12 protein-coding genes and 2 tRNA genes are annotated in these 14343 nt (G+C 29.7%); all 14 read left to right on the forward strand.

Annotation, left to right across the window (positions count from 1 at the left end; all coding sequences use genetic code 11):
- Window positions 1-21 precede the first annotated feature (21 nt).
- The 14 genes from I4V63_RS10390 to I4V63_RS10455 all read left to right on the forward strand — a co-directional run bounded on the left by I4V63_RS10390 (window position 22) and on the right by I4V63_RS10455 (window position 14339).
- Window positions 22-987, forward strand: coding sequence for an alpha/beta hydrolase (locus tag I4V63_RS10390; RefSeq protein ID WP_196001185.1), 966 nt, complete (start codon window positions 22-24; stop codon window positions 985-987).
- Complete coding sequence (locus tag I4V63_RS10395; RefSeq protein ID WP_196001186.1) at window positions 980-2398, forward strand: condensation domain-containing protein; 1419 nt, start codon at window positions 980-982, stop codon at window positions 2396-2398. Before I4V63_RS10390 ends, I4V63_RS10395 begins: the two co-directional genes overlap by 8 nt.
- Window positions 2399-2412: 14 nt before the next feature.
- Window positions 2413-2658, forward strand: coding sequence for a phosphopantetheine-binding protein (locus I4V63_RS10400; protein ID WP_196001187.1), 246 nt, complete (start codon window positions 2413-2415; stop codon window positions 2656-2658).
- Window positions 2651-3208, forward strand: a complete 558-nt coding sequence (locus I4V63_RS10405; RefSeq protein WP_196001188.1) for a 4'-phosphopantetheinyl transferase superfamily protein — start codon at window positions 2651-2653, stop codon at window positions 3206-3208. Before I4V63_RS10400 ends, I4V63_RS10405 begins: the two co-directional genes overlap by 8 nt.
- Window positions 3195-4721 carry an AMP-binding protein gene (locus I4V63_RS10410; protein WP_196001189.1) on the forward strand — a complete coding sequence of 509 codons (1527 nt, stop codon included), beginning with the start codon at window positions 3195-3197 and terminating at the stop codon, window positions 4719-4721. Before I4V63_RS10405 ends, I4V63_RS10410 begins: the two co-directional genes overlap by 14 nt.
- 235 nt (window positions 4722-4956) lie before the next feature.
- Window positions 4957-7107, forward strand: a complete 2151-nt coding sequence (gene speC / locus I4V63_RS10415; protein WP_196001190.1) for an ornithine decarboxylase — start codon at window positions 4957-4959, stop codon at window positions 7105-7107.
- A gap of 33 nt (window positions 7108-7140) precedes the next feature.
- On the forward strand, window positions 7141-8175 hold the full coding sequence (locus tag I4V63_RS10420) for an XdhC/CoxI family protein (RefSeq protein WP_196001191.1): 1035 nt from the start codon (window positions 7141-7143) through the stop codon (window positions 8173-8175).
- A gap of 268 nt (window positions 8176-8443) precedes the next feature.
- Window positions 8444-9760 carry a nucleobase:cation symporter-2 family protein gene (locus tag I4V63_RS10425; protein ID WP_196001192.1) on the forward strand — a complete coding sequence of 439 codons (1317 nt, stop codon included), beginning with the start codon at window positions 8444-8446 and terminating at the stop codon, window positions 9758-9760.
- A 74-nt stretch (window positions 9761-9834) separates the two neighbouring features.
- Complete coding sequence (locus I4V63_RS10430) at window positions 9835-10632, forward strand: FAD binding domain-containing protein (RefSeq protein WP_196001193.1); 798 nt, start codon at window positions 9835-9837, stop codon at window positions 10630-10632.
- On the forward strand, window positions 10622-11080 hold the full coding sequence (locus I4V63_RS10435) for a (2Fe-2S)-binding protein (RefSeq protein WP_196001194.1): 459 nt from the start codon (window positions 10622-10624) through the stop codon (window positions 11078-11080). The genes I4V63_RS10430 and I4V63_RS10435 overlap by 11 nt, the downstream gene beginning before the upstream one ends.
- Before the next feature lie 2 nt (window positions 11081-11082).
- Window positions 11083-13362, forward strand: a complete 2280-nt coding sequence (locus I4V63_RS10440; protein ID WP_196001195.1) for a molybdopterin cofactor-binding domain-containing protein — start codon at window positions 11083-11085, stop codon at window positions 13360-13362.
- 137 nt (window positions 13363-13499) lie between these two features.
- Window positions 13500-14072 (forward strand): nucleotidyltransferase family protein, encoded by a 573-nt coding sequence (locus I4V63_RS10445; RefSeq protein ID WP_196001196.1) that lies wholly within the window; start codon window positions 13500-13502, stop codon window positions 14070-14072.
- A gap of 114 nt (window positions 14073-14186) precedes the next feature.
- Window positions 14187-14261, forward strand: a tRNA-Glu gene (locus tag I4V63_RS10450).
- Between the two features lie 4 nt (window positions 14262-14265).
- Window positions 14266-14339: transfer RNA gene (locus I4V63_RS10455), tRNA-Gly, on the forward strand.
- The last annotated feature ends 4 nt before the right edge of the window (window positions 14340-14343 follow it).

Here is a 14343-nt window from a genome sequence, read left to right on the forward strand (position 1 = left end):
TCACTAATTGAGAGGTGTAATTTGATAAAGAAATTATTAATTGGTGGAGTAGTATGTTTTACAGTAGGAGAAGTTGCAATAGCTTCATATTTACTAAAAAGAACTTTAGTAAGAGGAAGAGCTAATGTTGAAAGAACAAAAAAGATGTCAGGAACTAACTGGGTTAAGTATATTCCTGAAATTAAAAAGAGGAAGGATTGGCTTATTAATCAAGAACATAAAGACGTTTATGTAAAGTCAAATGATGACTTAAAGTTACATGGTATATTATTTCCTAAAAATAATTCGAAAAAAATAGTCATTTGTTTACATGGATATTCAAGTAATGCGGGAATAAGTGACCATGCTGCTATATCAAAATTTTATTTAGATATGAATTTTAATATTTTAATGATAGATGCTAGGGCTCATGGAAGAAGTGAAGGAAAGTATATTGGCTTTGGATGTTTGGATAGATATGATTTATTATGTTGGATAAGCTATATTATAGAAAGATTTGGTGATGACTGTGAAATACTATTACATGGTATTTCAATGGGTGGAGCTACAGTATTAATGGCAAGCGGACTTGATATTCCTAATAATGTAAAGGGGATTATATCTGATTGCGCATTTACTTCAGCTTGGGAAGTATTTGTTGATGTTTTAAAGGATATGTACCATATACCACCGTATCCAATAATTAATATAGCAAATAGTATTAGTAAAAGTATTGCTGGATATGGATTAAATGAATGTAATTCAGCAGAAGAAGTAAAGAAAGCAAAGATTCCGATATTATTTATACATGGTGATAGTGATACCTTTGTTCCATGTAGTATGAGTAAAGAAATATATAAAAATTGTGCTTCGCCAAAGGCATTACTTATAGTTAAAGATGCAGGACATGCTGAGTCTTACTATAAAGATACAATAAATTATGAAAAAAAGGTTAAAGATTTTATAGAAAGATACTTATCAAATAAGGAAGTGATTATTAATGATTAACGAAATAACAGAGAAAAAATTATATCCATTAACATATGCACAAAAGCTACATTTTTTTACATTGAAATATTGTCCTAAGAAACAAGTATTGAATATAGGTACAAGCTTAACTATAAAAGAAGATATTAACTTTGATATTTTAAAGGAATCTATATATGAAGCGTATTCAAGATGTGAATCTATGAGGCTTAGATTTGTTAGTGATTCAGAAGGAAATGTATTTCAATATGTAGCAGATAAGGAAGAACGAGATATTGAATTTTTTGATTTTTCATCATGGAGGATGGAGGATGCTGAAGCTAAAATGCGAGAGTGGACAGAAACTCCATTTGATAGAGAAGATAAGCCATTAAATAGAATAGTAATGATTATTACTCCAGATAATTATAAGGGAATATATTTATTAGTAGATCACATGACTATGGATGCTCAGAGTCTAATAGTTTTTATGAAGGATATAATTGAAATTTATTGCCATAAAAGATATGAAGGTATGGAATATCCCAAAAATATGACCTCATATATAAAACAATTAGAAAAAGATTTAGAATATGAGGCAGATTCTAAGTTTAAGGAAAGAGATAGAGTATTTTTTGAAAAGTTAATTGAAATGTCGGAACCGATTTACAATGATATTAATGGAATAGAAAGATTATTAGAAGAAAGACATAAGCGTGGTGATGACAGTGTAAGAAATGTTACTAACGTAAGTGATAATGTAGATGCTAATATTACAGTATTTAGTTTAGAAGCAGAACCATCACAGAGATTATTAGAGTTTTGTGAGAATAATAAAGTACCGATGGTTTGTTTATTAATGATGGGTCTTAGAACCTATCTTCAGAAATTTAACTATCAAGATGATGTTTCAATAATGAGTACAGTAGCAAGAAGAGCTACAATATCAGAAAAGAAAAGTGGTGGAACAAGAGTACATTGTTTTCCTTGTAGAACAATTGTTAATAAAGAAGAAACATTTATGCAAGGTATCGAAAAAATAAGAGAAGCACAAAACAACTTGTTTAGACATGCTAATTATGATCCTGTTGAGTACTTAAATCATAGAACAAGCTTTTATAATAATGAACCAGGTCAAACTTATGAGCCACTTAGTTTAACATATCAGCCTTTAACAATGAAAGATGTAAAACAAAGAAATGGACAAACTATAGATTTTAGTGGTATTGATTATAAAACCAATTGGTATTCAAATGGAGCTTGTGCACATACTCTCTATTTAACAGTAATGCATAGATCAAATGATAATGGATTGAACTTTAGCTTTGAATATAAAACCGGAAGAGTTACCCATGAAAAATTAGAGTATATGTATTATTATATATGTAAGATTTTATTTGAAGGAATTAAAAATCCTTATAAGAGTATTGGTGAAATAATTGAAAGTGTATAAGTGTGGAGGTTATTATGATATTTAATAAAGTTAAAGATATATTAAGTGAATATATAGATATAGATAGTAATGAAATTAAGTTAGAAACAAGATTAGCTGAAGATTTGGGATTAAATTCTTATGAATTTATGAGTGTTATAGGAGAAATAGAAGATGAATTTGATTTAGAGCTAGAAGAAAAGGAAATTCCTAAACTTATTTCAATAGCAGATTTACTAGATTATATAAGTAATTATACTGAAGAAAATGTACTTGTATAAGGTAGTTAATTTAGATAAAAATTTTTCAAAGGCACAAAAAAATAAAGAACTTCATAAAGCTGCATTTAATTTATTAGAAAAAAATTTAATAAAAGAGTTTCATTTTAAGAAAGAGGACCTGAAGTATATGATTGGTTTAAAAGGAAAGCCATATTTAAAAAAGGGTTCTCCTTTTTTTAGTATCAGTCATTGTGATAATATTGTTGTTTGTATTATAAGCAAATGCAATGTAGGGATTGATATTGAAGGTGTTAAAGAAGTTAATAAATTTATAGTAAATAAAGCATTAACACAAAAAGAAAAACTTCAGTTAGATTCTTTAAAGAGCAATAAGGATGAATATTTCTTTAGAATATGGACTTTGAAGGAAGCATTATTAAAAAATATAGGTGATGGATTATCATATGGTATTAAAAACATTGAATTTGATATTAAAGATGATATTACTTGCAACTTAAAAGGGTTTAAATTTAAACAAGAAAAGGTAAGTATAGAGGATAAAGAATATATAATATCTATAGCGTGGGAGGGTATTAATGAACAATATTAAAAATATGAAAGATATAATTGATTATGCAGCAAATAATTATGGGGATAGTGTAGCATTTAAATATAAAATTAGTAAAAAAGAGATTGAAACTAGAAGTTATAGGGATTTAAAAGAGGATAGTGAAACTGTAAGTAATGCATTAAAGTCTTTAAATATGTTAGGAAAACATGTGGCGATAATAGGTCCTACATCTTATGCATGGATTATAAGTTACTTTGGGGTTGTGAATTCTGGTGGGGTGATTGTTCCAATAGATGATAAACTATCTTTAAATGATGTATGTGAACTTATAGAAAGGTCTGATTCAGAGGTTTTAATATATGATAATAATAGAATAGATGTAGCTAAAGCAGTTAAGGAAAAATGTCCTAAAATAAAACATATAATTTCAATGACAGAGAGGCTTAATAATGAATTTACTTTATCATTAAATGAAATAATGGGGGATAATAGGGGTCCATTTTCAATAAAAATTGATAGTGAAAAACTTTGTACAATATTATTTACATCAGGTACTACAGGAAAAAGTAAGGGTGTAATGCTTAATCATAGAAATCTTTCTGATAATGCAACAGTTTGTGATATGCAACTTAAACCAGGAACAGTATCAATGACAGTATTACCTATTAATCATGTTTTTTGTTTTACCATGGATATATTAAAGGGGATATATTGTGGACTTTGTATATGTATAAATGATTCGATGATAAGATTTTCTAAAAATTTAAGTTTATTTAAACCAGAAGTAATATGTCTTGTGCCTATGGTAATAGAAGGCTTGTATAATAAACTTATGGATTCTAGTGTGATGTTACCTAAAAAGCTTATTGCAGAGGCAGCTTTAGGAGGAAAACTAAAAACTATTTATAGTGGTGGTGCATATTTAAATCCAAAGTACATTGAAGGTTTCAAAGAATTTGGAATAGAGGTAATACAAGGATATGGTATGACCGAATGTTCTCCTGTAATAAGTACTAATCTACCTGGAAAGGTAAAAAAAGAATCTGTAGGACAACTTGTAGCAAACTGTGAAGCTATAGTTGTAGATGAAGAAATATACGTAAAAGGTTCAAGTGTTATGATGGGATATTATAAAATGCCTGAAGAGACAAAAGAAACATTAGTTAATGGATATCTTAAAACAGGAGATTTAGGTTATATAGATGAAGATAATTATCTTTATATAACTGGAAGGAGAAAAAATCTTATAATTTTAGCTAATGGTGAAAATGTATCACCTGAAGAATTAGAAAATGGACTTTTAGAGAATAGAATGGTTAAAGAAATTGTAGTTAGTGAAGATAAAGACGTAATTAAAGCAGAGGTATTTCCAGATTATGATTATTTAGAAAAAAAGAAAGTGAAAAATGTTCAAGAGGAAATTCAAAGTATTGTTGATAAATATAATAGAGAGTTACCAAGCTATAAAAGAATTAATAAAGTATATATAAGAAAAGATGAGTTTGAAAAGACAGCATCTCAAAAAATTAAAAGACAATATGTGAAAAAATAATAAATTAGAAGTAAGCTAGATGATTAATCATCTAGCTATTTTTATAAAATAGTGCAAATGATTATAAATATTTAACGAAATTTAAAATTATTTTTTATATATTGAGTTTATAGCATTTACTTTGAAAAATGCTAACTATATAATTATGATGATAATTAATAAAGTATATTTATAATATATTTTAGTAATTAGGTAAATTATAATTATATAAACTAAAAAGATTGGGGGAATAGGCATGAAATCATTAAAGATTGCTTGTACCGAAAGAACTAGAAATTACTTTTTTACAGATAGAGAGACCATAGAAGTTGGAACAACTGATTATACAGATGTAGCAGCTGCTGTAGTAAATGAAAGTGATATAGAAGGTATAAATGATATATATGATACAAGGTTTGGGATAGAAATATTTGTATTAGCGGAAACAGATGAAATTGATGATGAAATTAAAAATAAAGTACATAAAATAATACATATTAATGAATTAAATGAAGAAGAATTTAGTGAAAAATTGAATAAAGCTGCAGATAAATATGAAGAGGAAATGTTACCACCATTTTTTGATGTTTTAAGTGAATATTCAAGAAGAGGAAATTTACAGTTTGCATGTCCGGGGCATCAAGGTGGTCAGTATTTTATGAAGCATCCTGCTGGAAGAGCTATGTATGAATTCTTTGGTGAAAATATATTTAAATCAGATATATGTAATGCCGATGTTGATTTAGGTGATCTATTAATACATGAGGGACCAGCTATGTCAGCTCAAACTTATGCTGCTAAGGTATATAATGCAGATAAGACTTATTTTGTAATGAATGGAACAAGTACATCTAACTCAGTAGTTATAAATGCAATAGTTTCTCCAGGAGATTTAGTTTTATTTGATAGAAATAACCATAAATCTATATATAATTCAGCATTAGTTTCAAGTGCTGGAAAGCCTGTATATTTAGAAACATCACGTAATCCATTTGGATTTATAGGGGGAATAGATGCTCATTGTTTTGATGAAAAATACTTAAGAGAGCAAGCTGCTAAGGTTGATAGTAAAAAATCTAAGGAAAAAAGGCCATTTAGATTAGCAGTTATACAACTTGGAACTTATGACGGGACTATATATAATGCAAGACAAGTTGTTGATAAAATAGGTCATCTTTGTGACTATATATTATTTGATTCTGCTTGGGTTGGATATGAACAATTTATACCAATGATGAGGGACTGTTCACCGTTATTATTAGATTTAAAGCCAGAGGATCCAGGAATATTAGTTACACAATCTATTCATAAGCAACAAGCAGGATTTTCACAAACATCTCAAATTCATAAAAAAGATAGTCATCTTAGGGGGCAAAAGCGTTATGTAGATCATAAAAGATTTAATAATGCTTATATGTTATATGCATCAACAAGTCCATTTTACCCATTATTTGCAGCATTAGATGTTAATGCAAGAATGCAGGATGGGGAAGCTGGTAAGAAGCTTTGGGCAGACTGTATAAAGGTTGGCGTTGAAGCAAGAAAAGACGTATTAGAAAGATGCGAATTACTAAAGCCATTTATACCACCTGTAGTTAATGGAAAGCCATGGCAGGATTATCCTACAGAAGAAATAGCAAATAATATAAAGTTCTTTAAATTCCATCCAGGAGAAAAGTGGCATTCTTTTGAAGGATATGGAGAAAATCAATATTTTGTAGATCCTAATAAATTTATGTTAACAACTCCAGGAATAGATGTAGAAACTGGTCAGTATGAAGAGTTTGGAATTCCAGCAACAATACTTGCTAATTACTTAAGAGACCATAGAGTTGTACCTGAAAAAAATGATTTAAATTCAATATTATTTTTATTAACACCAGCAGAGAGTACTTCAAAAATGAAGGGGCTTGTAGATCACTTGGTAAGATTTGAAAATCTTATAAAAGAGGATGCACCATTAAATGAAGTTTTACCAAAGCTTTATGCTAAATATGAAGAGCGTTATAAGGGATATACAATAAGAAGATTATGTCAAGAAATGCATGATTTCTATAAGAAAAATGATGCAAAGACTTATCAAAAATTATTATTTAGAAGAGATTATTTACCAGAATACGTAATGAATCCAAATGAGGCAAATATCGAACTAAAAAGAAATAATGCTAAATTAGTTCCATTAAGTGATATAGTAGGAGAAATAGCGTTAGAGGGAGCTCTTCCTTATCCACCAGGAGTATTTTGTGTAGTTCCAGGTGAAAGATGGAATAATGTTGCTCAAAAATATTTTTCAATTCTAGAAGAAGGAATTAATAGATTCCCAGGGTTTGCTCCAGAAATTCAAGGGGTTTATCTTGAAAAAGAGGATGGAAAAGTAAGAGCATATGGATACGTTTTAGATAAATAATATTTTTAATATAACAACTTCCGGGGGACAGGTATGAAGAGGAAATTTTACAAGTTAGTAAAAGAAAATTTATTGAGTAAAAAGGACTTATTTATATTTACAATTTTAGAATCAGTTAATGATTTAGATATAGGTAAGAAGATATTAAAAGTTGATAATGAATTTATATTTGAAGATGAAAGAGATAGAGAGAAATATAAAGAAATCATTGAGAATTTAGAGTTAAAAGAGACTAATAAAATATTTGATATTAATAATTCTTATAAAATAATGTTAGAACAAATTGTATCTAAACCTAAATTAGTTATTTGTGGTGGTGGACATATATCTTTAGAATTATATAAGGTTGCAAAAATGTTAGATTTTAATGTTATTGTAATAGATGATAGAGAAGAGTTTGCAAATAATGAAAGATTTCCATTAGCAGATAAGGTAATATGTAAGAATTTTAATGAAGCACTTAAAGAGATAAGTTATGATAATAATTCTTATTTTGTAGTTGTGACAAGAGGCCATAGCGCAGATCAAATGTGTATTGAGGCAGTTTTAAATAAAGAATATAAATATTTAGGAATGATAGGTAGTAAGGCAAAGGTAGCTAATTCAATAAGACAATTAGTTGAAAAAGGATATAGTTCAGAAGATATTGAAGAAATTCATGCACCTATTGGATTAAATATAGGAGCTCAAACACCAGCTGAAATTGCAATAAGCATAGCCGCACAAATTATAGAAATAAAGAATAAAAGTAACTTATCAAATGTAGATGAAAAAATATTAAATGCCATCAATGAAAATAATAGAAAAATGGTTTTAGTAAGTATTTTAGATAAAGTAGGTTCATCTCCTAGAGGAGTGGGTGCAAAAATGCTTGTTACAGATGATAAGAAGTTTATTGGAACCATTGGTGGTGGAAGTGTAGAAAATGCAGCATATGAAAGAGCTTTAGAGTTAATAAAAGAAGAAAAATCACATATTGAGTGTTATGATTTATCTAATTCAGTAGCAGCAAAGTTGGGAATGGCTTGTGGAGGAACAATAAAGGTTCTTTTGGAGTATATAAAGTAAAAAACGAAAAATAGTGATTTAAATAAAATATTTTCTAAAAAACAAAAGGCAAACTATATTTAATAGTTTGTCTTTTAATTTTTGTGTTTTCGGCAGTTGTTTATACTTTTTTCACCTAAAAAATTCAAAAAAAGATAAAAATAAATAAAATTTTATACACAAATTAGAAAAAGTATGATAAAATCATGAAGTGAGTTTAACGTACATTAAGCAGATTAAAATTGAAAAATATTCGCAATTTATATTAATACTTATAGGGGGATTTAGGATGAAAACAGGAAGTATTTATCAATTAGAAGGAAAAGTACCTTTAAAACAAGCTATTCCATTAGGGATTCAACATGTATTAGCAATGTTCTTAGGAAATGTATCACCGCTTATTATAGTATGTGGTCTTTTAGATATTCCTTTAGAAACAAAATCAATGTTAATTCAAAATTCAATGTTTGTTGCTGGGATTGCAACATTAATTCAATTATATCCATTCTTTAAAGTAGGAAGTGGACTACCTGTAGTTATGGGAACAAGTTCAGGATTTATAGGAACTCAAAATGCTATAGGTGCAACTTATGGATATTCGGCAATAATGGGAGCTTCATTAGTTGGAGCAATCTTAGAAATAGTTTTAGGATTCTTCATTAAACCATTAAGAAAATTATTTCCACCTATAGTAACAAGTTTAGTTGTTATTTCAATAGGACTTTCATTACTTCCAGTAGGTATTAAATATTTTGCTGGTGGAGCTGGTTCAGCTGACTTTGGTTCACCAAAACATTTAATAGTTGGAACAGTAGTAATTTTAGTAATAATAATATTACAAAATTTTACTAAAGGATTTATAAAAACATCCGCTATTTTAATAGGGATAATAGTTGGATACATATTAGCAATAGTAATGGGAATGGTTGATTTTACAGCTGTAAAAGAAGCTGCATGGATAAGTTTACCGAGACCATTTGCTATGGGATTTGAATTTAGATTAGATGCAATAATTTCAATGGCAATAATGTATATTGCAACTACGGTAGAAACGATTGGAGATATTTCTGCAATAGCGGTAGGTGGACTTGATAGAGAAGCAACTGATAAAGAATTATCTGGTGGTGTAGTTGCTGATGGGGTTTCAAGTTTTATAGCAGCTATTTTTGGGGTTGCACCAAATACTTCATTTAGTCAGAATGTTGGACTTGTTGCGGTAACTAAAGTTGTAAATAAATTTGTTATAATGACTGGGGCTGTATTTTTAATATTAGCTGGATTCTTCCCAAAATTGAGTGCAGTACTTTCGGTAATGCCACAATCAGTTCTAGGAGGAGCAGCGGTTATAATGTTTGCTATGATATTTGTAAGTGGTTTACAATCGCTATTTAGAGAAAAGTTAGATGGTAGAAATGGTTTAATAGTTGCATTAGCAATAGGCATAGGTGTTGGAATAGGTAATGTTCCAGAAGCTTTAGCACAATTACCAACTTGGGTTAGTAACATATTTGCACAAAATGGTATAATAATGACATTCGTTATAGCAACAATATTAAATTTAGTATTACCAAAAGATAAGGTAGAAAATAAAGCAGTAAGTGTATAAAAAATATAAAAAAAGGGCTTATATCGAATAATTTGATATGGCCCATTTATTGTGTCTATAGGAGGAGAAAAAAATTGTTTACGATTAGGAATTATGTAGTAGCAAAAAGCTTAGAAGAAGCTTATGAGCTAAATCAAAAAAGAAACAATGTTATTTTAGGTGGAATAGGTTGGCTTAAAATGGGGGGGAGAAATATCCAAACTGCCATTGATTTATCAGAATTAGGATTAGACCAAATAGAAGAAGATGAAGAAAGTTTTAAAATAGGATGTATGTGTACATTAAGGCAGTTAGAAACTAATGAAGCTTTAAATTCTTATTTTGATGGAATCATTGCAAAATCATTAATACATATAGTAGGGGTTCAATTTAGGAATTGTGCAACTATAGGTGGGAGTATTTACTCGCGTTTTGGATTTTCTGATATCTTAACATCATTATTATCATTAGAAACATATGTTGAGTTATTTAATGGAGGTATTATTTCATTAGCTGAATATAGAGATATGCCTTATGATAATGATATTTTAGTAAGAGTAATAATAAAGAAGGATAATAGAAGAACATCTTATTTAACTCATAGAAATAGTGCAACAGATATTCCAACTTTAGCAGTAGCAGTTTCTAGATTAGAAAATAGATGGAATATTGTAATTGGAGCAAGACCACAAAAGGCTATGATTGTTAATGCAGCAGAGCTTTTAAGTGAAGTTCCAACACAAAAAGAAATTAATGATGTAGTTAATTATATTATGGAAAATGTTAAATTTGATAGTAACATGAGAGGTAGTAAAGAGTATAGACAAATACTTGCAAAAGTATTTATAAATAGAGCAATAAGTGAAATTACAGGAGGAAGCTATGGAAATTAAACTATGGATAAACAATAAACTTTTTCAAGATAATGTAGAAGCAGATATGTTACTAATTGATTATGTAAGAAGCAAAGGTTTTTTTAGTGTAAAAAGAGGGTGTGAAACTGCAAATTGTGGTTTATGTACTGTGCATTTAGATGGAAAGCCAGTTTTATCATGTAGTACTCTTGTAATGAAAGCTAATGGTAAGAAAGTAACTACACTTGAAGGTTTAAAGGAAGAAGCAGAAGAATTTGGTAGTTTTATGGCTGATCAAGGTGCAGAGCAATGTGGATTTTGTAGTCCAGGTTTTGTAATGAACGTATTAGCTATGAAAAAAGAATTAGTTAATCCTACAGAAGAAGAGATTAAACATTATTTAGCAGGAAATCTTTGTAGATGTACAGGCTACATGAGTCAATTAAGAGCAATAAAAAATTACCTAGAAGCTAAAAAGGAGGACTAAAAATGAAATACGTTAATAAAGGTATAAGAAAGAAGGATGCTATGGCATTATTAACTGGTAAACCTGTTTATACAGATGATATAGCTCCAAGCAATTGCTTAATAGTAAAAGTTCTTAGAAGTCCTCATGCACATGCCTTGATAGAAGATATTAATACCACTATTGCAAGTAAAGTGCCAGGAATAGAGTGTATTTTAACTTATAAGGATGTACCACAAAAGAGGTTTACGACAGCAGGACAATCATATCCAGAGCCAAGTCCATATGATAGATTAATTTTAGATAAGAGGCTTAGATGTGTAGGTGATCCAGTTGCTATAGTCGCTGGGGAAAATGAAAAAGCAGTAAATAAGGCATTAAATTTAATTAAGGTTAAATATGAAGTTTTAGAAGCAGTTTTAGATTTTAGAGAAGCTTTAGATAATAAAGTTGTAGTTCATCCAGAAGAAGACTTTTTTGCTCTAAATGATTGGATTAATGTGGATAAAAATAGAAATATATGCTCAAAGGGTGAGTTTATCCATGGTGATGTTGAAGAAGAATTAAGTAAATGTGCTCATATAATAGAACAAACTTATCATACTAAAGCTAATAGCCAAGCTATGATGGAAACTTTCAGGGCATTTACAGAACTTGATACATATGGAAGATTAAATATAACAAGTGCAACTCAAGTTCCTTTTCATGTAAGACGTATATTATCAAATGCATTAGATATTCCAAAGTCTAAAATAAGAGTAATTAAGCCGAGAATAGGTGGAGGATTTGGTGCAAAGCAAAGTGTTGTTGCTGAAATATTCCCAGCGATAGTTACAATGAAAACTGGAAAGCCAGCAAAGATAGTTTATACAAGAGAAGAAAGCATGACTAATGGTAGTCCAAGACATGAAATGGAGATAAAAGTTAGATTAGGAGCAGATGAAAATGGTATAATAAAGGCCATTTATATGTATACTTTATCTAATGCAGGAGCGTATGGTGATCATGGACCAACTACTGTAGGATTATCAGGTCATAAATCAATGCCTCTTTATAATGGAGCAAAGGCTTATAAATTTGAATATGATGTTGTTTATTCAAATACTATGGGAGCTGGTGCTTATAGAGGGTATGGTGCTACTCAAGGATTATTTGCTTTAGAGTCAGCTGTAAATGAACTTGCAGATAAGCTTAATATAGATCCTATTAAGCTGAGAGAAATGAATATGGTTGCTGAAGGGCAAATAATGCCTGCATATTATAATGAAGCTGCAAATAGTTGTGCATTAGATAGATGCTTATCAAGAGCTAAAGAAATGATAGATTGGGATAATAAATATCCTTGTAGAGATATGGGAAATGGCAAGGTTAGATCTGTTGGGGTCGCTATGGCTATGCAAGGTTCAGGGATATCGTCAGTAGATACTGCGGCTGTTGAAATAAAGCTTAATGATGATGGATTCTATACATTAATGATTGGTGCAGCCGATATGGGAACAGGATGTGATACAATATTAGCTCAAATGGCAGCTGATTGCTTAGAATGTGATATAGATAATATAATTGTACATGGTGTTGATACAGACCAAAGTCCATATGATACTGGGTCTTATGCATCTAGTACTACATATATAACAGGTGGAGCTGTTATTAAAACTTGTGAAAAGATGAGAAAGAGGATTATTGAAGAAGCATCAAAGGCGCTTGGATGCTCAATTGATAATTTAGAGTTTGATGGGAAAAAAGTATTTTCACTAGTAGATGAAAAGGAAATAAGCTTAATTGATATAGCAAATAATACTTTAGTTGGCGGATTTAATACTATAAGTGAAAGTGAATCACATTATTCAGAAGTTTCACCTCCTCCATTCATGGTTGGAATAGTTGAAACTGAAGTAGATAAGCTAACAGGAAAAGTTGATATAATTGATTATGTAGCAGTAGTTGATTGTGGAACTGTTGTAAATCCTAATTTAGCTAGGATTCAAGCAGAGGGAGGAATAGCCCAAGGGATAGGTATGGCGCTTTATGAGGATATTACTTACACTGAAAAAGGTAAGATGAGAAATGATTCATTCCTTCAATATAAAATACCTACAAGACTAGATGTTGGAAACATTAGAGTTGAATTTGAATCAAGTTATGAACAAACAGGGCCATTTGGGGCTAAATCTATTGGAGAGATAGTTATTAATACACCATCTCCAGCTTTAGCACATGCCGTATACAATGCAACAAAAGTTAATATAAGAACACTACCAATAACATCTGAAAAAATAGTTATGGGAATGATTAATAAATAGTTTGGAGTTAAGAGTTAATAGTTGAGGATGAAACTCATATTGGAGTTTCTAAAATATGCATTTTAGAATTTAGCTTAAGCTGAATTTATCTTAAAACTATTAACTCAAAACTATTAACTAAATTAAAGGTTGGTTTTATGAAGATAAATTTAATTTTATTGGCAGCTGGTAATAGTAGGAGATTTAATGGGAATAAGTTGCTTGCTTTATATAAGGATAAACCTATTTACATGCATGTAGTCGAAAAATCCCTTAATCTTGAGGTTAATAAAATAATATGTGTAACTCAATATGAGGAAATAAGAAAAAAATTAAAAAACACTAAGATTAATGTTGTAATGAATGATAATAGTGACTTAGGAATTTCTAGTTCGATAAAGCTAGGGGTAAGTTTTGATAAAAATGCTGATGGATATATGTTTATGGTATGTGATCAGCCTTTTATATCCTTAAAAACATTAAATTTAGTTAAAGATACATTTATTAATGGTGATAAAGGTATAGTTTGTGTAGGAAGTGGAAATAATAAAGGTAATCCAGTTATCTTTTCTAAAAAGTATATTAATGAATTATTATCACTAGAAGGGGATATTGGTGGTAAAAAAATAATAAAGGGGCACTTAGAAGATTTTGAAATTGTAAATATTAGTAATGAAATTGAGCTATTTGATATAGACACTAAGGAAGAATATAGTAAAATTTCTTTATGAAAATATTTACATTAAAATATTTTAAGTTTTTTATAAAAACTTTTTAAAATAGTGTTGACTTTTGTCTAAAAACACTGTAATATACAAAAAGTAGTCAGCAGTACATGTTGATTTGGCCCCTTGGTCAAGCGGTCAAGACACCACCCTTTCACGGTGGTAACAGGGGTTCGATTCCCCTAGGGGTCACCATTATGCGGGTATCGTATATCGGTAATACTCCAGCCTTCCAAGCTGGAAAGGTGGGTTCGATTCCCACTACCCGCTCCATTTT

Source organism: Clostridium sp. 1001271B_151109_B4 (genome assembly GCF_015670405.1).
GTDB lineage: Bacteria > Bacillota > Clostridia > Clostridiales > Clostridiaceae > Clostridium.